General features: G+C 47.4%; 16 protein-coding genes and 1 riboswitch. Of the genes, 3 read left to right on the top strand and 13 right to left on the bottom strand.

Annotated features, from left to right (window positions below; genetic code table 11):
• Positions 1–160: 160 nt before the first annotated feature.
• From NLX78_RS16890 to gcvH, 13 genes are all read right to left on the bottom strand, one after another.
• On the bottom strand, positions 161–925 hold the full coding sequence (locus NLX78_RS16890; RefSeq protein ID WP_013311480.1) for a LytR/AlgR family response regulator transcription factor: 765 nt from the start codon (positions 923–925) through the stop codon (positions 161–163).
• Positions 922–2,583 (bottom strand): sensor histidine kinase, encoded by a 1,662-nt coding sequence (locus NLX78_RS16885; protein ID WP_172828267.1) that lies wholly within the window; start codon positions 2,581–2,583, stop codon positions 922–924. Before NLX78_RS16885 ends, NLX78_RS16890 begins: the two co-directional genes overlap by 4 nt.
• Positions 2,584–2,628: 45 nt before the next feature.
• A complete protein-coding gene (locus NLX78_RS16880; protein WP_039272912.1) occupies positions 2,629–2,877 on the bottom strand; it encodes a hypothetical protein in 249 nt (82 codons plus the stop codon).
• 186 nt (positions 2,878–3,063) lie between these two features.
• On the bottom strand, positions 3,064–4,560 hold the full coding sequence (locus NLX78_RS16875; RefSeq protein WP_254351031.1) for a methyl-accepting chemotaxis protein: 1,497 nt from the start codon (positions 4,558–4,560) through the stop codon (positions 3,064–3,066).
• A 284-nt stretch (positions 4,561–4,844) separates the two neighbouring features.
• Positions 4,845–5,486: a 50S ribosomal protein L25 gene (locus tag NLX78_RS16870; protein WP_235308880.1), complete on the bottom strand. Its 642-nt coding sequence runs from the start codon at positions 5,484–5,486 to the stop codon at positions 4,845–4,847.
• Positions 5,487–5,717: 231 nt separating this feature from the next.
• Positions 5,718–8,252, bottom strand: a complete 2,535-nt coding sequence (gene pulA / locus NLX78_RS16865; protein WP_254351030.1) for a type I pullulanase — start codon at positions 8,250–8,252, stop codon at positions 5,718–5,720.
• Between the two features lie 255 nt (positions 8,253–8,507).
• Positions 8,508–10,163 (bottom strand): amino acid ABC transporter ATP-binding/permease protein, encoded by a 1,656-nt coding sequence (locus tag NLX78_RS16860; protein ID WP_254351027.1) that lies wholly within the window; start codon positions 10,161–10,163, stop codon positions 8,508–8,510.
• The gene (locus tag NLX78_RS26745; RefSeq protein ID WP_254351026.1) at positions 10,156–12,321 is read right to left on the bottom strand and encodes a DUF454 family protein; all 2,166 of its coding nucleotides are present in this window, start codon (positions 12,319–12,321) and stop codon (positions 10,156–10,158) included. The genes NLX78_RS16860 and NLX78_RS26745 overlap by 8 nt, the downstream gene beginning before the upstream one ends.
• A 214-nt stretch (positions 12,322–12,535) precedes the next feature.
• The gene (locus NLX78_RS16850; protein WP_235308871.1) at positions 12,536–13,681 is read right to left on the bottom strand and encodes a mannitol-1-phosphate 5-dehydrogenase; all 1,146 of its coding nucleotides are present in this window, start codon (positions 13,679–13,681) and stop codon (positions 12,536–12,538) included.
• Positions 13,678–14,112, bottom strand: coding sequence for a PTS mannitol transporter subunit IIA (locus NLX78_RS16845; protein WP_235308869.1), 435 nt, complete (start codon positions 14,110–14,112; stop codon positions 13,678–13,680). The genes NLX78_RS16850 and NLX78_RS16845 overlap by 4 nt, the downstream gene beginning before the upstream one ends.
• A complete protein-coding gene (locus NLX78_RS16840; protein ID WP_254351025.1) occupies positions 14,109–16,187 on the bottom strand; it encodes a BglG family transcription antiterminator in 2,079 nt (692 codons plus the stop codon). The genes NLX78_RS16845 and NLX78_RS16840 overlap by 4 nt, the downstream gene beginning before the upstream one ends.
• Positions 16,188–16,268: 81 nt before the next feature.
• On the bottom strand, positions 16,269–17,747 hold the full coding sequence (locus NLX78_RS16835; protein WP_069290173.1) for a PTS mannitol transporter subunit IIBC: 1,479 nt from the start codon (positions 17,745–17,747) through the stop codon (positions 16,269–16,271).
• A gap of 378 nt (positions 17,748–18,125) precedes the next feature.
• Positions 18,126–18,524, bottom strand: coding sequence for a glycine cleavage system protein GcvH (gcvH, locus tag NLX78_RS16830; protein WP_250266479.1), 399 nt, complete (start codon positions 18,522–18,524; stop codon positions 18,126–18,128).
• Positions 18,525–18,918: 394 nt separating this feature from the next.
• Positions 18,919–19,017, top strand: a riboswitch (glycine riboswitch).
• 176 nt (positions 19,018–19,193) lie between these two features.
• Between gcvH and gcvT the strand changes: the two genes are divergently transcribed.
• The 3 genes from gcvT to gcvPB all read left to right on the top strand — a co-directional run bounded on the left by gcvT (position 19,194) and on the right by gcvPB (position 23,267).
• The gene (gene gcvT / locus NLX78_RS16825) at positions 19,194–20,294 is read left to right on the top strand and encodes a glycine cleavage system aminomethyltransferase GcvT (protein WP_254351021.1); all 1,101 of its coding nucleotides are present in this window, start codon (positions 19,194–19,196) and stop codon (positions 20,292–20,294) included.
• Positions 20,295–20,418: 124 nt separating this feature from the next.
• Positions 20,419–21,774: an aminomethyl-transferring glycine dehydrogenase subunit GcvPA gene (gene gcvPA / locus NLX78_RS16820; protein ID WP_254351020.1), complete on the top strand. Its 1,356-nt coding sequence runs from the start codon at positions 20,419–20,421 to the stop codon at positions 21,772–21,774.
• Entirely contained in the window at positions 21,771–23,267 is a 1,497-nt protein-coding gene (gcvPB, locus tag NLX78_RS16815; protein ID WP_302057415.1) for an aminomethyl-transferring glycine dehydrogenase subunit GcvPB, read from the top strand. The genes gcvPA and gcvPB overlap by 4 nt, the downstream gene beginning before the upstream one ends.
• Positions 23,268–23,298 lie beyond the last annotated feature (31 nt).

Below are 23,298 nucleotides of genomic sequence, written 5' to 3'. Positions count from 1 at the left end.
AGCGTCAATTTGTTATCATGATAACCGGGAATCCAGTACGCTTTGCGCCTGTGGAGGAGCAAGACGGTAAGGATTCTCTCTACATGGGTTATTATAACGCTGCATGTCAGCCAGAAATCGTTTGAGGAATGAAATGCACATATAGCGGAATGAAATGCCTTTAAAGTCGCATAATTTGCCGAAATTCCTTGGCCTTGCTACGGCTTACCGGAATTTCAGCTTCTAGTCCACGCAAACGCAAGAGATACGTATGATTAAACCAAGGTACAATTTCACGGATCTGCGACAGATTCACCGTGTACGATCGGTGACAGCGGAAAAAGTCCTGCTGCGGCAGCCGGGCATGAAATTCCGAAATGCTCATGGGCATCGTATATTCTTCGTGTCTTGTAAAGACACGGGTCACCTTTTCCTGCGCACACGCATAGTAAATATCGTTTGCATCCGTTACGATGATTTTGTCATTTTTCAGCAGATTAATACGACCTGGCGCAGCAACGGTGCTGGCTTCGGCAGCTCGGGGTTGCGCCGTCTGGACAGGCTCCTGTATTGGAACGTTCTGCTGCTCATAAGCATTTTCCAGCTTACGCAGCATAGATGCGATCCGTTTTTCATCATATGGTTTGAGGATGTAATCGAACGCCTCCAGTTCAAAAGCCTGCGCCGCATGTTCTTTATAGGCGGTCGTAAAAATAATATAGGGCTTTTTGGCAAATTTGCTAATGTTCTGTGCCAGTAGCATCCCGTCCAATGAAGGAATGTTAATGTCCAGAAAGATCGCGTCCGTCTCCTGATCTTGCAGAAACCGAAACACATCTAGCCCATCCTCGAAACTATCAGTCACCTCAATGTTGCTATGAGTCTGAATAAGATACTCCAGCTCTTCACGTGCCGGAAGCTCGTCTTCTACAATTATGGCCTTCATGATTTCTCCTTTGGTATGTCAAAATAAACTTCGGTGCCCGGCTCATGCTTTAGAATAATAACTCCCTCGCCGTACATAAGCTTGAGCCGTCTGTGCACATTGTACAAGCCGATCTGTTTAGCCGGAACCCGATCATGATAGAGGTTATCCACAACATCATCGCGTATACCTACCCCGGTATCCGCCACAGAAATACGCACCTTTTCTCCACGATCCTTTACAGAAATAGTTACTGTACCTGACCCCTTTTTCTTGAGGATTCCATGATTAATCGCATTCTCAACCAGGGGCTGGATAATAAGACTTGGAATACGCACAGACACCTCATCCATTACATACTCTACCTGAAGCCGGTTGCCGAAGCGTGCTTTCTCAATTTCCACATAATCAGATACCTGCTGAAGCTCTTTATGAATTTCGATCAAATCATCATTCAGCTCCAAATTATAGCGAAGGTAGCCCGATAAATTAATGATCAGCTCTCGTGCCTTATCCGGCTTGGTGCGTGTCGTAGAGGCAATGGCGTTCAGCGCGTTAAACAGAAAATGGGGATTAATTTTCGTTTGGAGCGCCTTTAGCTCGGCTTTATTCGCCGCTTCCTTAATTTGCTCCACACGCGACACTTCCATTAACGTGGAAATGATTTGAGACAAGCCAATCGCCATCGTTTGCAACGGATACGTGATTTTATAAGCTTTGCGGTAGTAAATCTTCAGGGTTCCGGTTACTTCTCCCCGCTCCTCTAACGGGATAATGAGCAGAGACTGGATTTGGGGCGTTTTGTCGTCAGCGATATGGTTGCGTATCGTGATTTTACCGCTGCGGATCGTCGATTTAGTCACATCGCTAATAATCTCATCTCCGATGTGATAACGCTCTTCGCCAAAACCGACATAGGCCAGCACATCTCTGGTATCGGTAATCGCTACCGCGTCTGCCTTGATATCTTCTTTTATGATCGAACAAATGGTATGCAAGGATTCCGCATTAATGGAGCGAAAATAAGGCAACGTCTTATTGGCAATATCCAGTGCCAGCTTGGCCTGTCTGGCCGCGATATTCTCCTTTTCCCCCTCCACACTCTGGATCAACAGAACGATTAAACCGATACTGACTTCTCCGATAATCATCGGTAGACCGATCTTGGAAACGATGTCCACACCAAGGCCATGGGGTTGTGCCATCACCAGAATGAGCAGCATCGTCAACGCTTCACAGACCATACCTGCGGCGATACCGACCAGCCATCTCTTGGAACGATTAACCCGGCGACCGATATATCCTGACACCACACCTGCCAGAATACTTGTAATCAGACACGGAATCGAGGTCACTCCCCCGATATCAATTAGATAACGATGGATACCTGATACAATACCTGTAACGATCCCAACCCAGGGTCCAAACAAAATACCGCCCGCCATAATTGCAATGATTCGAACGTTAACCAGCGAACCTTCGACTTCAATCCCGGTGTACGTACCGAACAGTGCAAACATGCAAAAAATCAACGTTAGTAAGGTTAGCTCTGCCGGGGAATGACTGTTCTTTTGCAAGGTTTCCTTAAATCGTGGGATACGTGTAATAAAAAACAAACAAATCAGTAACAACGCTGCGCGCTCAAATAGCTGCATCAGCATTTCCAACAAGGCGTTCACCTGCGTTCCTCCCAAATAAAAACGGATATGCCTACATAGGTTGTGTTATCGTGTACGTCGTTCATACACACCATACCCAAGTATCATCAAGCCACATACGAATAAAATAATAACAAATATATTATCAACAAAACTCGGCATATCAGGTTCTGACATAGAGATGCCCGAACTATTTAATTTAACAGGTACGGAATTCGCAGCCCATTGAATGACCGATATAAAGCGCTCCATCGTATAAATCACTCCGCTACCCAATAGGCTCAACACGCCGATCAACAAATATTTAAGCTCCATAAGAATTTATTCCCCCTTAATTTCAAAGCATTTAAACTGCCATAAATTATACCATCAACTTCCATCTAATTATAGCTTCTAGAAATCCCCTCTTCATTTCTCTTCTTCAAACGCAGTAAAAAACCGGAGAGTACCGCTTGATAGCGATACTCCCCGGATCTCTAGTCCGATAATGAAGCATTTCGGTTATTTGCTTTTGCTGATTTCGGTAGGAATGTTGTCCTCCTTCTGATCATGTACCAGTTCTTTTAACTGGATAATCAACGTCTCCAGCTCATTAAACCCTGTCACCATATTGGAGGTTATATTTCGTTGCTCCTCTACTCCAGCCAAAATTTGCTCTGACGCTGCACTCGCTTGTTCTGTAACGCTTGAAAACTCCTCCATCTCTTGAACGACCTGAGATGAGAATTGCTGCATACTATTCGTACTGGCTTCCACCTCCACGGCCTGCAGCAGCACTTTATTGGCATTTTGCAGGATATCCTCCAGTACAATTTCGGTCGAATGGGCCGATTCCATACTCTGTTGTAGTCTTTGCTGTCCCAAGTCAAATTGGCTTACGACAGAATCCATCTGAGTTCTCAGTTGGGTTAAAATACCTTCCATTGCCACCGAGGTATTCCCTACCATTTCAGCCAAATTACGCACTTCGCCAGCCACGATGGCAAATCCTTTTCCATGCTCTCCCGCTCTGGCAGCCTCAATGGATGCATTCAAGGACAGCAAATTGGTTTGTTTCGAGATTTGAGTAATATCTTTGAGCATGGCAGACATATTATCACTTTGTGTTTTAAACTCGTCCAACTCTTCTTTGGTACGACTCATAACCAAACCCAAATCCTTAATTTGAGACGTTAATGCAAGCAGTTGATTGCTCCCTCTGCTCCCGGCACTTTTCGTATCTTCGGAGAGCTGCTTCAATTCTCGGGAATGATCGGCAACCTCGCGCACGTGCTGGTCAGACTGAGCCAAGTTATCCGTTACCTCAGTGATATTCGAAGCTTGCATTTCTACCCCTTTGGCAACCTCCTGAAACCCGATGGCGACTTCATTCGTCACGCTGCCCGTAGCATCCACTTGATGCCTGAATCGTTCTGTGAAGCTATGCAATCCAGCTACAGCCTGTCTCACTTGTTCAAACAAAAATTCAATACGTTGCCTTGTGGCATCCATATGTTTATTTTGCTCTTCCGTTTTCTTAAACTGCTTTTGATTTAACACCGATACCACTAACAATAGCAAACCAATCAGTAAAACAATAATAAACTCGTGCACATAACGCAAAGGACCGGTAGCCGTGGGAGTTGCTGGTGTACCGATGGTAATTTGTATAAAAATATTACACAGATTTAAGACCATTGCTATCAAAAAATATCGGTAAGATGGGTAGAGCAACAACAATGAGCAAATAAAGATCGTAGTCATTGCTTCCACGCTAGATAAGTTCACAAATATACATATTAATACGCTATACAACGTAATAATCCAAGGAATAAGGCGGATTCCTTTCTTTTTCATATTCAGAATCGTCAAAACTGCGGCGACTACAAATCCTACACCACTAGACACCCACACCGATGGATTAGATAATGCCGGGATGGTGCTGCTCAAGGTCATAATCCAAAAAATAATGATCACCAATTTGTTTCTTTGCCACAACAATTCATTCGTTCTGTCCATGATTGTGTACGCGCTCCTTAGATATATATTAGGTATTTATAAAATAAAAATGTAAATACCATACTATATATATCGTCATATCAGAACGCGTATTGAATGAAAATCGTACGAACACCACATTCCCTTTTAAACACCAAATCACAACAGGACAACTTTTTAAAGAGAAAGAGTATGTAAGTGTAAATAAATGAATGCAAAAAATCGCCCCCTAGCAGGGAGCGATTTTGAATACCTTTTGGATGATCTTCTGCAATTGAAAAAGATTCATAAACCAACTGAAAACATTAGGATTCCTTGTTTTCGGAAGCCTCTTCAGCGCCTTCAGTTGCCGCTGCATCACCTTCCACAGCAGCATTTTCTACTTCAACTGCACGCGGAACGATAATAGAAGCAAGCAGTTCTTCTTCAGGGACGTGCAGTGTTACTCCTTTAGGGAGCTTCAAGTCGCTAGCGCTCAGCTTGTCGCCAACATCCAGTGCGGATACATCCACCTCAATGGTAGATGGTAAATCAGCAGGAAGGCCTTCGACTTCAACTTCCGTTTCCTGAACTTGCAGAATACCGCCTGTTTTTGTACCTACAGGTGTACCCTGATAATCAATAGAAACACGCACGCGAAGCGGTTTGTTTTTGGCAATTTTCAAAAAATCGGCATGCAGCCATTGGTTGTCACGCTGTTGATAATCTTTAATAATAACCGGAATGGTTTCTCCACCCTCTACAGTGAGGTTGAACACCTCTGAACGTCCGGTTTTGACTACTTTATTAAATTCCTTGGCATCGACATGTACAGGGGTTCCTTCAAGCTCAGAGCCGTAAACCACAGCTGGAATCCGTCCTTTTAACCTCAATTCACGAATAGCCGAACCCTTCTTCTCTGTTCTCGGCTGGGCGGTCAGTTGAATACTTCCTCCATTAGAACTCATGATATACAACCTCCTTCAGGTTACCTTACAAATGATTTTCCTCCAAGAATCTTGCCTGTTTACCAGTCGTACTACAGGATATAAGCCAGCAAGCTGGCAAAACTAAACAAGTCCATAATTCTATTTTACCCCTTTTTTCTGAAACTGACACACGTTTACATAAAAAAATAGCATTTCTCGAAATAATCGAAAAATGCTACTTTCGTATATATAGCGACCAAGCATACAAGTCTATCCGGCCCGATTATCATTTACCAGTAGCAAATATTCTTCTCTGCCACTATGAATCAATACCTGCATCACAGACTGGTTCAGGTTTATATCAATATAGCGATCTGCCTCAACATCCTTGGCATCCCAGTGATTAAGCCGGACAATGTAGCCAATTCGCTGTATATCAGGAGACACCTGAATACGCGCTATTGCACGACCGTCATCCAAATCACGAAATTCAACATGTCCGTCGCGGTGCCCAGTTCCCCATACCCATACGTTCCAGCCAGTGTATTGCCGATCTGCACGCTCGTATATCAGTTCAATCGTGCGAAATGGAGCGACTTCCCTATCGTTTCCAAGCTGCACATCTGTCAACGTCATAGCTGTACCTGCAATTTCTTGATCTGTTCCCTCATCCGAGTCTTCCAATTCGTTCTCCGCCTGACGATTAACCTGATCTTGTTCAGTCAAAAAGGAGACTCGTGCAGGTTCTTCCTGATCATATAACACCATCATCGACCAGCGCGATACAGTCACACGATGGCCTACCACTTCATACCGTGTCTCATTACCAGCCCCGTGTGCGTCCACGACCACATGCCAACGATCCGATTCCGCAGGCAATAATATCGTTTGCTCTGTATCCGAGCCGTTATAAATCACCACAATATGATTCCAGGCATCGCCGTTAGCATGGTGCCTCAAAGCAAAAGCCACCACATGCCCATTGCTTTGCAGCACTTCCATATGCTGCTCCACCAGCTCACGATGGTCCATTCGGAATGCCGGGTGGTTGCGCCGCAAAGCAATTAAACCTTGGTAGTAATCAAACACTGGGCGAAACCTCGCCTTGTTATGCCAATGGATGGCATTCACCACATCTGGGCTTCGGTAGCTATTATGGTCTCCATATTTGGAGCGCAGCAGTTCATCCCCTGCATGAATAAAAGGAATGCCTTGCGATGTGAGTACCATACCGTTAGCCAACAGGGACTTGCGTACGGTTTCGTTCTCTAGCAAGTTATCTTCATCCAGTTCCCAATACGGGTCTGCTTCGGCAACAGCTTGTTCCGGTGTCCTCCCATCCTGTGGCTTCCCCTGCTCCCATTGTGGAAAACGACAGTGCTCCCGCAAATGTCTTACCGTCAAAATTTTATCCCACAGATTGAGATTATCGTGGGCAGTTACATAATTGACGGTCTCCGATGGCTGAGCTGTGAAATCATGAATAGCCCCAAAAGCACCTTTGAGCACCTGCTCCTCCTGATGTTCTGCCCCCGTGGCAAACCCGCTCCCAGTACCGTCGCTATCTCCCTTAATAGCAGAACGGTAGTTGTCGTTAAAAACGGCAAAGCCTTTGTCGCGTTGCGTTCCTTTTAGCGTAAGCAAGGGTTGCGGAGATTCTCCTCCCGTCCAAGGCTCACCATAGATCAGCAGATCGGGACGCACTTCAGAGCGAAGCTCCTGGGTAAGCTGCTCTACGGTCGGTGTATCAATCAGCCCCATCAGATCAAATCGAAAGCCGTCTATATGATATTCCTCTGCCCAATAGCGTAGTGAATCCTTGATATACTTGCGCACCATCGGACGTTCGGTTGCCACCTCATTCCCTACACCTGATCCATTGGTGAGCTGCCCTTGCTCATCCGTGCGGTAATAATATCCAGGTACAATAGGCTCAAATGGCCCCTGTTCCACCGAATAAGTATGGTTGTACACGACGTCCATAATGACACCGATGCCGACAGTATGCAAAGACTGTACCAGCAGTTTCAGCTCTCGTATGCGTGTCTCCGGATCAGCCGGATTGGAAGAATAAGACCCCTCCGGCACATTATAATGCTGCGGATCATAGCCCCAGTTATATTCAGTTTCTAATTCTGCAAAGTCATTCACCGTATGAAAATCAGCCACTGGAAGCAAATGAACATGTGTAATGCCCAGCTCCAGCAGATGATCCAGCCCGATGCTGTTCCCCTCAGTATCCTTCAATCCCGTATACGTAAAGGCCTCAAACCGTCCCTGAGCAGCAGATAAGTCTTTTTTCCCCGTATTAAAATGGGTATCCATCGAAAAATCACGCACATGAAGCTCATAGAGAATGGCATCTGTCGGCCGCTTAAGGGTAGGCCCCGCATCCAATTCCCATCCGTCCGGGTTGGTTTGAGCCAAATCAATGATCGCTGTACGCTGCCCGTTGGCTGATACCCCTGTGGCATATGGATCGGCAGCATAATGAATGGTGTTGTCCGCCCACTCCAGCCTGTACATGTAATAATATTTGTTCCAGTCCCCTTCCAGCTCTATAGACCATACACCTTGATCACCACGGCTCATGAGAAATTCCTGACCACCGCTGTGCTCCTGAACGTTCCCCTCCTGATCGTACACCCCCGCATCGTTATACAACGCTATATGGACCTGCTGCGCAGTCGGTGCCCATACCTTGAACTTGCTGCCCGCAGGCGTATAAGTAAGACCCAAATCATAGCCTTCATATATGGGATATGTTGTGTGCTCAAGCTCATTGAGCTGATTGAAATCTGACATTCCTGTTCACCACCCATTTCTGTACATCGGCTTACAGCCTCTGTTCATCCATCATTTATGATGTTTATGACTTGTCAATATACCTCAGGATTTTGTAAAATCTTCACCTAATAGGCTATCAAAATAAGACAAGTTTGAAAAGCTGGATGATTTAAATAAGGATGACGCTTCCATTTCAACGCACACTCCATTTTATGACAAAACTATGAACAGGCTACAGCTTTTGCCCTTAAGGTATAACAATAGTTAGAAAAGTCAGGACAATCTACGGTTATCCATTTCAAAAATATCGTCTGCAATCCGCATGGTAGAACTTCGGTGCGAAACAAGGACAATCGTTTTATCTTGCTGCTGTTCCTTTAACGATTTTAAAATAATTGCCTCGTTCAGGCTGTCCAAATTGCTGGTAGGCTCGTCGAGCAGTAAGAGAGGCGCATTATGGACAAAGGCTCTGGCCAGCCCCAAGCGTTGACGTTCTCCACCGGACAGCCTGTCCCCCAATTCTCCAACTCGGCTGTCATACCCTTGAGGCAAGGTCATAATAAAATCGTGCACGGATGCCTTACGTGCTGCTTCCACCACCTGCTCATGTGTAGCATCAGGCTTTCCGATTTTGATATTAGCTGCAATTGAATCATCAAACAGGAACGTATGCTGGTCTACATAGCTCTGTAAGCCTCTCAAATGTCGGGTCCCAATTTCCTTCAAATCGTGTCCGGATAGCAAAATTTCACCTTGCTGCGGGTCCCTAAATCGCATCAGCAACTTTAGCAGTGTAGACTTGCCAGAGCCGCTTTTACCCTGAATGCCTAAAATCCGCTTATGCGGTATCGTAAGACTTACATCATTCAGCACCGTTTGACCATCGTATGCAAAAGTCACCTTGTCTACTCGTGCCCCAGTAAAGGCAACACTCATCCCTTCGATATTTTCCTCAACCTCCGGGGTTTCCTCCAATAGACTCAACACTCGTTCCCCGCTCGCCAGCGTTTGAAGCAAATTGTTGGACAAGTTGCTCAGTGCGACGACCGGACCAAATGAACTAAACAGTGCAATGACAGAAATTAGCATACCTGTAAAGTCAACCTGACCATTAGACATACCGTACAATCCAGCCAGCAGCATCAAGAATGAGAATCCAACTACAGCCGCATCTGTGATCGCTCTTGTGATGCCTTCATGATGCTTCAAGTCCTTCTGCTTGTCATCCAATTGATCCGTACGACGGTTAATCTCATTCAAACGTTGTTCTCCTTGTCCATATTGCACAATTTCCTTCATCCCCCGTAAGCTGTCCAAAAAATAACTGCTCAGCTTGCCAAAGCTGCTTCGGTATTCCATCCCCTGACGTTTGACCATACGTGACGTGAATAAGGGAATAAATAAACCGACAGTTAGGTAAGCAAGCGCAGCGAGCCAGCCTAATAGAGGCTCATAAGAACCGATAAAAAATACCATGAGCAGTGAAGTGATGATGCCGATCATTACAGGCGCTATCGTATGCGCATAAAATACTTCCAGCAGCTCAATATCACTCGTAATGAGTGATATCAGATTCCCCTTGTCCTTGCCTTCCAATTTGGCTGGAGCGAGTCTGCGCAGGGCTTGAAGCACCTTGTCACGCAGTACAGCCAGTAGCTTGAAAGCGAGATAATGACCACTCATTTGCTCGCCATAACGGAATACGCCGCGCAGTACGGCAAAAACCACGATCGACGTCAGCAAAAACGACATGGTGTAGCCTGTCGTGATGCCCGTTGCTGTAAGCAGAGCAAGGGCTCCATACACTATAATGCCAATAGCACAAATAAAACCAAGCACTCCTGTCACAATCGTGATGAGCAGTACAGGTAAAAGAGGTCCCGCCAATACCAATAATTGGCCCATGATCCGTAATCCGTGTCTACGCATATACAGCCCCTCCTTTTGCAAACTGCTCTACCCGGTGTTGACTGAGATACATATCCGCATAGTGCCCTTGCTGGTTCAACAGTTCATGATGCGTTCCGGATTCTGCCACCAATCCGTTTTGCAGCACATAGATACAGTCGGATTGAACTACATTTTCCAGTCTATGAGAGATAAGAATCACTGTTTTTTGACCTGCCAGCGCATGTATTACCTCCATAATGCCTTCCTCACTCTCACTGTCAATGTTAGAGGTGGCTTCGTCAAAAATGTACACACGACTATCATGCAGCAATGCTCTGGCCAGTGCTAGCCGTTGGCGCTGTCCTCCTGACAGATTTGCCCCCTGCTCCTCCAGTTCTGCTTCCAGTCCTCCTTCTGAAAGGATAAAATCATACAGCTTCACTTGTCGCAAAGCTTCCAGCATTTGTTGCTCATCCGCGTGCTCATTGCCCATTTTTAAATTTGCTTCCACTGTGCCTTTAAAAATGTAGCTGTTAAAACCAATCCAGGTCATGTGACGCATGCGGCTTTCTTCCGAAATATCGGTAAGCTCGGTTCCTCCAATCGTCAGACTTCCTCGATACCCCTCGTGATGCCCAACGATCAATCCGGCTACCGTACTTTTACCAGAGCCTGATTCCCCAACAATTGAAACCAAGCTGCCCTGGGGAATATCCATGGATATATTTCGTAAGGTATCTCTTTCGTCGTAGGCGAAACTCACCTGTTTCAGTCGAATATCTGTGTTTTCTATGCTTTCTTGTCCTTGTATAAGATCCTCTGTACTCAACATTTGAAATATTTTGTCACTTGCTGCCATTCCGTTCATGGCGATATGGAAGTAAGAACCCAGCAAACGCAGAGGAATGAAAAACTCTGCTGACAGCAAAACAATGATGATCGCTCCTGCCAAGCCAATATGACCTGAAGAATATTCACTTATCGCGACCAGTACACCCGCAGCAGCACCACCAAATGCGATAAGATCCATAATGGCCACGGAGTTAAGCTGCATAGTCAGCACTTTCATCGTCATTTTGCGAAAGTCCTCAGCTGCTGTGTTCATTTCCTGATGTTTATCCTGGTCTGTTCCGTACATTTTGAGCGTAGTCAGACCTTGTACATTCTCCAAAAAGCTGTGGCCCAGATTGACGTAACTGCCCCAATATTTCCGAAACAACTTTTTAGCCATCCTCATAATGACAATGATCGACACTGGAATTAAGGGAACGCAGATCAATAGTATAATGGCTGCTTTGAAGCTGACAAAAGAGAGAGTGATGAATAACGTGACGGGGGCAAGCAGACTGTAAAATAGCTGGGGCATATATCTACCGAAATAGGTTTCAAGCTGCTCTACCCCTTCTACAGCAACCTGAATAACCCCCGAGGTGGAGGTATGATCTGTATATGCGGGTCCCATCTTCAGCAACTTGCCGTAAATTTGCGAGCGCAGCGTTTTTTTAGCATTTACCGAAGCACGACAGGATAACATACTGGCTGCATAATTGCTCAGGCAGCGAACTGCAATAGCAGCAATAACAATGACCGTCATAGATAGAATCAGCTTGCGAGTCACTTGTCCTTCCCATGCCTGCTGCATAACAAAGGCCATAGACAACACAGCGGCTATACTCCCCAAAAGACCGATCCACTGCACAAGCACACCCAAGACGATATATTTCCGAGAATGTTCCACTAGACCGAGCAGACGGCTATCGACCATTTTAGACCTTTTTTTAGGAGTAGGTGTAGGTATAGGTTCAGATGAACATGAAGGCGTTATTTCTGCTGCAGCATTTCTTATTGTTCCGATGCGGAATATAAAGTAATAATATTTAAAAAGGATGACCAAGACGATGAGCGCTTTCCCCCACACATTAGGCGTGAAAATAAAGCCTGTAATCAGCATCGCTGACGCTAAGCCCAATGTCGTGATTTTCATAGACAGCTTCAACGATCTTGTTTGAACAAAACTCTCTAGATGCTTTTGGTACAGAGAGGTATTCGAAAACCACTGGTGAATCCTTTCGGACCCCCGCATAAAGAAAAAGGTCGCTAGCAGCAGAAACGGTGTAGTCGGTAGCAACGGTAGCACTACACCAATAACTCCAAGCGCCAAAAATAAAAACCCTAAGGTAATATAGATCGGTTTCACTATAATCCTCCCTAATAATTATAATAGTAATGATTTCATTTCATAGATAATGATAATCATTATCAATATAAACAATTTAAGCAGGTTGTTATGTGATGTAAATCACGCATATAAAAATCCTCTTGAAGCACATCCCTACAGAACACGTTAGTGTTGATGTGGATGCTTTGTCTTCAAGAGGATTACGGAAAGTAGATGTTGATAATTCGTTGTTTTATGAATTTATAATATCATATTGCTCCAATACCTGCCGATGTAACGGGTGGTCTGCGGTTATGGAAGTATAACGCGTCAGCGCCGCACCCAGTCCTTCGCTACGAATCACCTGCTGAAGCTCGACTGCCTCGGGGTCTTCCGTAATATCAAATTTACAGGCAGCAGCCATTCCTAACGCCAGATGATCCGTAGGGATGCCATACTCCTGCGCTTGGAGCGCGGGACGTACAAGACGATCATTGGGAGACAGCTTGCGCAACGGTGAACGTCCGACCCGAGTAACATCGTCTGTCAGATTAGGATTGCGGAAGCGATCCAAAATTTTAGAGATGTACTTCTTATGCTCCCCTTGATCCAAACCGAAGCGCTTCACAAGCACTGCTCCTGTCTCCTCCAGTGACCCTTGTATCGAATCCACCACCTTGCTATCCTTCATGGCCTCCTGGATGGTAGCATAACCTGCGGTATAACCAAGATAGGCTGCCACGCAATGCCCCGTATTCACCGTGAACAGCTTTCGTTCAATGTAAGGCTCTAGATCCTGCACGTACAGGATGCCTTCGATTTCTTCATGCTCAGGTGCCATTTGTGAACGATCCACCACCCACTCGTAAAAAGGCTCTACCTGCACATGTAACGGGTCCTCGTGGTGTTGGATCGGCACAATCCGGTCTACAGCAGCATTGGGGAAATATACCGAAGCCTCTGCCTTGGCACGAGTCGCCTCATCCAGTAGCGCAAAAACATGCTCTTTCAGTTGGGCGCTGCCTCCGATTGCATTTTCGCAAGCAATCACATGCAGCGGGCCTGCCCCTCGCTCCACCCGCCGCGCTATTCCCTCGGCAATACCTGCTGCAATATGCCTGAGGATGCTAACCCCTACCGCGGTCGTTACCAGATCAGCATGGTCTACCGCATCCGCTACAGCGGATGCATCTCTGCCGTCAATCGCCGTTACATTCGTGACCAGCTCCGTATCCTTTGTATCATTGGCTAACTCTACGGTATATTGTTTACGACGGCGTAACTCGGATACAAGGGTGTCGTTGACATCTGAAAAGACAACCTCATAGCCTGCACGCGACAGAATTAATCCGATAAAGCCGCGACCGATATTTCCTGCTCCAAAGTGGACGGCTCTCATAGCTCCAGCTCACTTTCGAACAGATCTATAATTTCCTGTGGGGTCACCGCGTTGCGGAGTTTATCCATATTTTCTTCCTCCGCACACACCACAGCGATACTCGTCAAAATCTCCATATGATCGCCGCCTTGTGCTGCAATGCCGATCACCATATATGCTTTCTCTTCCCCAAAATCTACGCCTTGCGGGAACTGAACGATGGAGATGCCTGTGGATTGAATAAGCGTCTTGGATTCCTTGGTGCCATGTGGAATAGCCAGCCCATTCCCGATGTAGGTAGACACGATCTCCTCGCGTTCCAGCATCTTGTCAATGTACTCACTTGAAATATGTCCCGCATCCAGCAGGATTTGTCCAGCCATACGAATCGCCTCATATTTGTCTTTGGCGGTTGCGTTCATTTTTACTTTGTCTATCGTCATAATACTCACGGTAGGTTCCTCCCTGTCCCTAATTTACTGTGGAAAAATTCAGCCAGCTCACTCGATATATAATTGACAATATGATCCCTGCTACCGTGTTCCAGTAGCGTAACCATGTCTTCCTGCAAGAGTAATGCACTAATCTCGCTCAATACCTCCAAGCTTTCTCTCGGCAGCTCACGAGGCCCCAACATGAGCAGCACGCATTCTACCTGTTCACCTGTATCCGCCAACAGCGGCTCTGCCAGCTTATACAAGGTAAGCGAAGGCTTGGGAATATAGTGGCTGCGTGTATGAACTAAAGCAATGGAGGTATCAGAGATCACCTGACTACCTTGGCGCTCTCTTTCCATGAGTTGTGCAGCAACCACAGAAGGCTCTGTGACATTCCTCCGCCCCGCCTCCAGCATGCATATCGCCTCTACGGTCGCCGCCATATCCATCCCTTGATTTTCCAGCGGACACACTTGAAATTGCTGTACAATGTGTACAATTTCCTCAAGACTTTTCCGCAGACCGGTAAGCCACTCCATATCCTGGCCAGGCTGAACGGCCTGTTCCTGCTGATGATCATTGAGATGATGGAGTGTAATATGCTGGATGAAATGACGTAGACGGTCACTCTCCTCCTGCGTTAGCAGCGGACTGATCTTAAGATACCGATCTGGTTCAAGCGGTAGCTCTACTGTCGAAATGATCAGATCATAATCCTCCTTGGGAATCCGCGCCGCCTCGTACCATGAAGCCCTATCCACAATTTTGATCTGTGGGAGCTCTTTGGCGAGCCTTGTTGCCAGAAGTCTGGATGATCCAATGCCGCTCGTGCAGACTACAATGGCCCTCACCTCCCGACGCAATTGTCGCAGCCGCTCCAGCGAAGCGCCGAAATGCATGACGAGAAATCCAATCTCTTCATCAGGCACTTTCATTCCTGTCATGCTCGCCGCAGCCTTTTTCACTGAGTCAAATAAGCTGCTGTAATCCTTGCGGATTTGCTGAAGGAGAGGGTTACGAATCGACCTGCCTTCCTTCAAACGTTTGAATACCGGAGCCATATGGGCAATCAGTCCTTCACGCAGAACACGGTCCTCTTTCAATGGCGTGCCTGTCTCTTCCTCCACACGACGAATCAACTCATGAACCGACTCCAACAGTACGAGATCATCCAACGGCAGTAATCGGGTAGAGTGATCCTCGGCATCACGAAATAGCAGCCTGAGATAAGATCGTTCCGGCTCTGGAAATTCAATATCCAGCGCCTCTGACAACTCCGTGCATATGCGTTCCACCATAGCTGTGCGAAGCATGATATTTTCATCCGAATCTGTTTTTAAATACGAGAGAAGAGGATCTATAACATACCCGAGTCGCAGACGTACCAGCGAAACGCAAATTTGAATCAGCAGCTCCATGTATTTGCTTTCCACCATGTTTTCCAACCATTTTTCATGGGGCTGCCAGAGGGCCTTTTCCACGATTAGCAGGTTATCTCTGCCAATCATCTCCAGCAACTTGTCGGCAACACGGGTTACAGGACGAAGTTCTTCCCGGGCTGAAAACAGATCGGATTCATCCAGATATTCGAGAGCCAGCTCGGAAATCGCCCGTCTTTTGTCTGCCTCCCGCCCTGTAATCTCGACCCCGTACCCCCGTCTGCGCACAAGCATGAGTCCACGTTTCCCAATCCAGCTCTGCAATTCGTCTAGATCATGACTGACCGTAGTTACCGTGACTTTCAGATCTGAAGCCAGCGCCAACAGCTTGATCGGCTCCCGTGTATCCAGCAGCATGCAGAGTACCACGATCTTTCTCTCCTCAGCCGAATATTCGTCTGACTTCGTATGCAGCAATTGTTTTCGCAGGCATACAAGCTGAGCTGGATCAGCATCTATACAGATACCGATCCCTGACTTTTTCTCCAGCTTCACCTCATGAGCTGCCAGCCAATGCTCGACTGCACCCAGTTCCCGATGAACCGTCCTTGTGCTGACATTGATCTTCGTAGCAATTTCCCCGGCTGTAACCTCTTTGGACTGCTCCAGAAGATATTCCACGATGTCACGTTGTCGTTTCGTAATATTCATAAGCGCATACCGTTCCTTCCCAAGCTCATCCCTCCAGCAGGAGACGTACATTGCATACAGTCCGCCTGACTTCGATGGGGATTAAGAATCGGATTTCAGACGTTCAACCAGCGCTTCGTATTCAGGGCTCTTCAGAAAATTGTCAATGGAAATGTGCTCAGCTTTCGGAGCTACTGTTTTAGCCCGATCTGTCAACGTTTTTTGCGTAATGACAATATCCGCATCCTGTGGAATTTCACTGATTGCCGTATTCGTAACTGTTACGCCCACACCCGCCTGCTTCATTTTTTTGCGTAAAATCGAGGCACCCATAGCGCTTGAACCCATACCTGCATCACAGGAAAAGACGATTTTGTTCACTTCGGATTTATCCTTGAGCGTTCGATCTGCAGCAATTTCTGCAGCACGATCAGATTCGTGGTTATCTTCCATTACAGTGGCGTTAGCACTTGCACTCTTGCTTTGATTTTTCATATCTTTCAGGCGGGATGCAGCTTCCTCCAGCCCCTCTTCTTGTTGCTTACCAGTCTTGAGTAACACTGCGGCAACAGCAAAAGATACAACCGCAGCAGCGATCACCCCGCTTAGCATTGGCAAATATCCGCCTTTTGGCGTCATTAGAAAATAGGCGATGATGCTGCCCGGCGAAGGAGCAGCAACCAGTCCGGCACCTGTCAACATGAAACAGAAGGTTCCCACAACGCCCCCAGCTATAGCAGCAAGAATCAAAATCGGCTTCATCAAAATATAAGGGAAATAAATTTCATGAATCCCGCCGAAAAAATGAATGATGACTGCCCCAGGAGCCGACGACTTCGCAGAGCCTTTACCGAACAGGCAGTAGGCCAGCAAAATACCGAGCCCCGGCCCAGGGTTGGATTCCAGCATGAACAGTACGGATTTCCCTGTTCTTGCAGCTTCCTCCAACGCAATCGGGCTTAATACTCCGTGATTCAGCGCGTTGTTTAAAAATAATACTTTTCCGGGCTCAATAATGAGGTTGACAAGCGGCAGTAGCCCTGCGTTCACGAGGAACTGTACCCCTGCCGACAATACTTGACTGATCATTTGTACAACCGGGCCGATCGCCACATGGGCAAGCAGTGCTAGAATGGCACCGATAATCCCGGCCGAAAAATTATTGACCAGCATTTCAAAGCCTGATCTGACTTTGCCTTCAATGGCCTTGTCGAACTTCTTCAATATCCACGCAGCCAGCGGACCAGCGACCATCGCGCCCAGGAACATCGGGATATCGGCTCCCACTATGACACCCATCGTCATAATGGCACCAATCACACCTCCACGTTGTCCGTGAATCATCGTGCCTCCCGTGTAACCAATCAGCAGCGGCAGCAAATAATTTTTCATCGGATCAACCAGTTGTGCAAAACCTTCGTTCGGGAACCACCCGGTCGGAATAAAGAGTGCCGTAATCAATCCCCACGCGATAAAGGCTCCCATGTTGGGCATAACCATACCGCTGAGAAAACGGCCAAAACGCTGTACGGCGACACGAGTGCCTCCTTTTGAACTTGGCTTTGCGTCCAATGTACTCATATTCAAATCCTCCTTGTAGGTAAGCATCACTACCTTTTCTTAAAATTCATACTAAATGACAGCGCTATCTTCATCAACGAAATGAAAACGTACTTTCGTCATGAACGTTGATGACAACATTTAAATTTAAATTATCCGAGAAGGTATTATACCTGCATAATTCTTCTTAATATGACCTGTAGCTATAGAAATTAGTCGAAAAACCGTACTGGATTATGTATGATTCTTACTATAGGGACAACCCTCTACATCAGAATAAAACACGTAATTACGTCTGAAAAAAGACAAAAAAATAGCCGCTATGTCAAATCATAGCGACTGTTGTATACAAAAATCGAGCAGACAAATAACACTCTTATTCCATACTACATTGCTCCATTACTGCTCATCGGAAATCAACTGCTCGTATTGATCCGCAGACAGTAGCTTGCCCAATGCTTCCTCCACATCTTTACCCATCTCTACTTCGATCATCCAACCTTTTTCATAGGGAGATTCATTCACTAGCTCAGGCGTACTTTCCAGCGCTTCATTCACTTTTAATACGGTTCCCGTCACCGGAGCAAAAAGGTCGGATACCGTCTTCACCGATTCAATCGTACCGATCTCCGCTCCCTGCTCAATCGTTACTCCCACCTCAGGTAATTCTACAAAAACAATATCACCCAGTTGATGCTGTGCAAAGTCTGTAATACCAATCCGCAACGTTCCATTCTCTGTGCGCTGAACCCACTCATGTTCGTCTGTATACCAAAGTTGCTGCTTTACTTCACCCATCCTGTTCCCCTCACTTCCATATGAATAAAATCGCTTTTGCTCACCTGTATTAGACAGGTTAAGATTATGACAACAGGAACACTCATGTCAATAATACTAACAAAAATACTTCATATGACCTCATATGGCGTACTATATAAAAATATGATAACTTATAACAAACGCTTACATATCCTTATTTATATATTAAATGTTTTTTCTATTGTTTTTGATGACATTTTTATTGACATTTTGAATGAATTTGCGTATTAATGGGTTATAGCAAATGCTTTGGAAAACACCCCGACAACTGCAAACGCGGATGAACGCGGAGGGAGAGACTGCCAAAAAGATTCGCATAGCTGTTGCCGCTTATGAGACATAAGTGCACGCGAATCGGATCAAGTTGTTATCTGCAAAGCCAGGTAATATACTGTTGATCCCGAAGGTAGCGCCGAAGGAGTAAGCCTGCATTGCAGGTGAATCTCTCAGGCAAAAGGACCTCTGCCGGACGCATCTCTGGAGAGCATTCGCTATTGGAGCGGATCACCCAAGGGGAAACCCGGTACATACCGGGGTAACTTTCTGGTATCAAGGACAGAGCTGAAAAAAGAGTGTAGACTGCCGTCTATACGTTTTTTTCGGCCTGTCTTTTTTGTTTAGCCGATCACACCGGATAGGAGTGGAAAAATGACTAATTTGCGAAAAACACCGCTATATTCGTCCTACGGGACGCAGTCTGGGGTTCGTTGTATTGACTTTGGCGGCTGGGAGCTCCCCGTTCAGTTTAGCGGCATTCAAAAGGAGCATGAGGCCGTCCGGCAACGTGCGGGTTTATTCGATGTATCGCATATGGGCGAATTTTTGGTTGAAGGCAAAGAGGCCGAAGCTTTTCTGCAAAGGGTGACCACGAATGATGTCAGCCAGTTGGAACCAGGTCAGGCACAATATTCACTCCTGTGTTACCCCGATGGAGGGGTAGTAGACGACCTGCTTGTTTACTGCAAAGGACCGGAGCGCTACATGCTCGTTGTGAACGCCTCTAACATCGATAAGGATTGGGATTGGCTAATTCGCCATATGCCTGCATCCGTTCACATGGAGAATGTGTCTGATGCGATAGCATTGCTGGCGTTGCAAGGACCGGAAGCAGCACGTATTGCCGCAGCCGTGGCAGATACGGACATTACGAATCTGGCATCTTTTCGCTTCCATGAGAATGTGCCATTGTTCGGAGCAAAAGCACTCGTCTCACGAACCGGATATACGGGTGAAGACGGTTTTGAATTTTACGTACCTGCCGCGGAAGCACCAGCCGTATGGGAGGGTTTGCTTCGTTCCGGTGAGTCGTATGGGCTGATTCCCGCTGGACTTGGTGCTCGGGATACCCTACGCTTTGAGGCACGGTTGCCGCTGTACGGACAGGAGTTATCTGCCACGATTTCACCGCTCGAAGCCGGTCTAGGTTTCTTCGTCAAGCTGAATAAAGGAGATTTTATCGGTAGAGAAGCACTGCAACGTCAGAAAGATCAAGGGATTCCTCGCAAATTGATCGGGCTGGAAATGATGGATCGCGGTATCCCTCGCGCCCATTACCCGGTATTCGCAGAAGGACAACACATCGGTGAGGTCACAACGGGGACTCAGTCGCCCACCTTGAAGCGTAATCTCGGCCTCGCCTTGGTAGACAGTCGTTTTAGCACCCTCTCCACACCGCTGGAGGTTGAGATTCGTGGCAAACGCCTGCGTGCCGAGGTGGTGGCAGCACCCTTTTATAAACGCCCGCGCTGATCTTAAACTCTCTTCATTTCAATAAAGCAAACATGTCAGATATGAACTTCTGGGTTTTCATCTCACACTTTTTTATTAGCTAATTTACGATTTAAATTTTGCTTTTCGAAAGGAGCCAGAACCTATGAAGCAGCATCGCTATCTCCCTATGACTGAACAGGATCAAATCGAAATGCTGCGTGTGGTCGGCGTTTCATCCATTGATGATTTATTCAGTGACATTCCTGAGGCCATTCGATATCAAGGGGAACTCCCTCTTTCTTCTCGGCTCGACGAGAGAGCCTTGACCCGACATTTGGCCGAGCTGGCCGGACACAACGCCAATACAGACACACATGCCAGCTTTCTTGGCGCAGGAATCTATGATCATCATATTCCGTCCGTCATCCAGCACATCACTTCACGCTCGGAATTCTACACAGCCTACACCCCCTATCAGCCGGAAGTAAGCCAAGGCGAGCTACAAGCCATTTTCGAATTTCAGTCGTATATTTGCGAATTGACGGGCATGGCTGTAGCTAATGCCAGCATGTACGACGGAGCGACTGCACTGGCGGAAGCGGGCTCACTGTCCGCCGCAGCTACCCGCCGTAAACAGCTTATCGTATCAAGGTCCGTCCATCCGGAGGCACGTCAGGTATTGGCAGCCTATGCACGCGGATTGGATTTGGACATCGTGGAGATTGGCTGTTCGGACGGGGTAACGGATGCTAATGCGTTAGCGGCGGCCGTATCAGAACAGACCGCGGCTGTTTTAGTCCAAAGCCCCAACTTTTTCGGAGCCGTGGAAAACCTGAAGCCGATGGCTGATCTCATCCATGCGCACAAAGGTCTTTTGGTCGTCAGCGCCAACCCACTGGCACTTGGCTTGCTGGAGACACCCGGCAAACAGGGCGCGGATATTGTGGTAGGAGATGCGCAGCCACTTGGCATCTCCTCTTCTCTCGGCGGTCCGACCTGTGGATACTTTGCCGTTTCTCAGGCACATATGCGCCGTATCCCCGGCCGTATTGTGGGTCAGACCACTGACCGTAACGGTAAACGCGGCTTCGTGCTGACCTTGCAAGCGCGGGAACAGCATATCCGCCGCGAAAAGGCCACGTCTAACATTTGCTCCAATCAAGCGTTGCTAGCTTTATCTGCATCTGTGTACTTGTCTGTCATGGGTAGACAGGGGATCAAGGAAGTAGCCGAGCTAAATTTGCATAAAAGCCGTTATGCTTTAGAGCAATTGCTGAGCTTGAAGGGCGTAACAGCCTCGTTTAACGCACCGACCTTTAACGAATTTGCCCTTAGACTGCCTGAGGGTACAGATATGAGCAAACTCCAGACTGAGTTGCTAGCTGCTGGATTTATCGCTGGCTACGATTTGGGCCGGGACTATGAGGAACTTGCTGGTCACATGTTGATTGCCGTGACGGAGCAAAGAACCAAAGAGGAGATTGACCAATTTGTACACACCTTGGGGGGATTGCTATGATACACACCGGACAGGATCAGAAACAAGGGCTGTTGAAGGAACACGATCAAGCGCTCATTTTTGAATTGAGCCGTCCGGGTCGCATCGCCTATTCTCTTCCCGAGTGCGACGTTCCCCGTCGCCCGGTGGCAGAGCTTTTGCCAGATTATGCGCTGCGCAGTGAACCTGCGGCATTACCCGAGGTATACGAAGTAGACGTTATTCGGCATTATACCGCCTTGTCCCGGCGCAATTTCGGCGTGGACAACGGATTTTATCCGCTCGGCTCCTGTACGATGAAATACAATCCGAAAGTGAATGAGGATGTCGCCCGATATACAGGCTTCGCCAAAATCCATCCATATCAGCCCGAGGAGAGCATCCAGGGTGCTATGGAGCTGCTGCATACGCTCCAAAATGATTTGGCTGCGTTAACTGGCATGGATGCCGTCACACTTCAGCCTGCCGCGGGCGCCCATGGCGAATGGACCGGGCTGATGATGATTCGCTCATACCACGAAGCACGTGGTGAGCGACGTACCAAGGTGCTCGTGCCGGATTCCTCGCACGGAACGAACCCCGCCAGCGCAACCGTCGCGGGCTTCGAAACAGTCACCCTTCCCTCCACCCCTGAGGGGCTGGTGGATCTGGATGCGCTGCGTCAAGCCGTAGGCAACGACACCGCTGCGCTCATGCTGACCAACCCGAACACGCTTGGGCTGTTCGAGAAGCAAATCACTGACATTGCTGCCATCGTGCATGACGCGGGTGGTCTGCTCTACTATGACGGGGCGAACTCCAACGCCATCATGGGAATTACCCGCCCCGGGGATATGGGCTTCGATGTAGTGCATCTCAATTTGCACAAAACGATGAGTACCCCTCACGGAGGCGGCGGCCCCGGCGCTGGGCCTGTCGGCGTAAAGCAACGGCTCATCCCTTATTTGCCCAAGCCGCTTGTCGTACGTGATCCGCAGGGGGTGTACCACTGGGACCGGGAACAGGGAGATTCTATTGGACGGGTTAAAGCCTTTTACGGCAACTTCGGTATTCTCGTTCGTGCCTACGCCTATATCCGTAGCTACGGTCCTGATGGCTTAAAGCGTGTATCGGAATGCGCTGTGCTCAATGCCAATTACATGATGCATCGGCTCGCTCCACATTTTGACCTGCCCTACCCTGGACATTGCAAACACGAATTCGTAATGTCGGGGCGAGGCTTGAAAAAATTTGGAGTGCGCACGCTTGATGTAGCCAAACGGCTGCTTGATTTCGGCTACCATCCGCCTACAATTTACTTCCCGCTGAATGTAGAGGAGTGCATCATGATCGAGCCCACGGAGACGGAAAGTAAGGAAACACTTGATGCTTTTGTCGACACTATGATTCATATTGCGCGGGAAGCAGAAGAGAACCCTGAGCTGGTGCTCAATGCACCATATACTACTCCAGTCACACGATTGGACGAAACTACCGCAGCCCGCAAACCTGTACTGAATTGCTCATGCAGTTAAAAACAAATTCTACTTAAAGGATGCAAAAAAG

The organism is Paenibacillus sp. Lou8.1, from assembly GCF_024213565.1.
GTDB lineage: Bacteria > Bacillota > Bacilli > Paenibacillales > Paenibacillaceae > Paenibacillus > Paenibacillus polymyxa_B.
This window is presented reverse-complemented; position numbering and strand designations above follow the sequence as displayed.

What these genes read in the sequence shown, in the direction of transcription:
- NLX78_RS16890 (WP_013311480.1), bottom strand. Translation starts at nt 925, where the DNA reads ATGAAGGCCATAATTGTAGAAGACGAGCTTCCGGCACGTGAAGAGCTG.
- gcvT (WP_254351021.1), top strand. Translation starts at nt 19,194, where the DNA reads ATGACTAATTTGCGAAAAACACCGCTATATTCGTCCTACGGGACGCAG.
- NLX78_RS16860 (WP_254351027.1), bottom strand. Translation starts at nt 10,163, where the DNA reads ATGCGTAGACACGGATTACGGATCATGGGCCAATTATTGGTATTGGCG.
- NLX78_RS16835 (WP_069290173.1), bottom strand. Translation starts at nt 17,747, where the DNA reads ATGAGTACATTGGACGCAAAGCCAAGTTCAAAAGGAGGCACTCGTGTC.
- NLX78_RS16840 (WP_254351025.1), bottom strand. Translation starts at nt 16,187, where the DNA reads ATGAATATTACGAAACGACAACGTGACATCGTGGAATATCTTCTGGAG.
- NLX78_RS16880 (WP_039272912.1), bottom strand. Translation starts at nt 2,877, where the DNA reads ATGGAGCTTAAATATTTGTTGATCGGCGTGTTGAGCCTATTGGGTAGC.
- NLX78_RS16875 (WP_254351031.1), bottom strand. Translation starts at nt 4,560, where the DNA reads ATGGACAGAACGAATGAATTGTTGTGGCAAAGAAACAAATTGGTGATC.
- NLX78_RS16870 (WP_235308880.1), bottom strand. Translation starts at nt 5,486, where the DNA reads ATGAGTTCTAATGGAGGAAGTATTCAACTGACCGCCCAGCCGAGAACA.
- gcvH (WP_250266479.1), bottom strand. Translation starts at nt 18,524, where the DNA reads ATGGGTGAAGTAAAGCAGCAACTTTGGTATACAGACGAACATGAGTGG.
- gcvPA (WP_254351020.1), top strand. Translation starts at nt 20,419, where the DNA reads ATGAAGCAGCATCGCTATCTCCCTATGACTGAACAGGATCAAATCGAA.
- gcvPB (WP_302057415.1), top strand. Translation starts at nt 21,771, where the DNA reads ATGATACACACCGGACAGGATCAGAAACAAGGGCTGTTGAAGGAACAC.
- pulA (WP_254351030.1), bottom strand. Translation starts at nt 8,252, where the DNA reads ATGTCAGATTTCAATCAGCTCAATGAGCTTGAGCACACAACATATCCC.
- NLX78_RS16850 (WP_235308871.1), bottom strand. Translation starts at nt 13,681, where the DNA reads ATGAGAGCCGTCCACTTTGGAGCAGGAAATATCGGTCGCGGCTTTATC.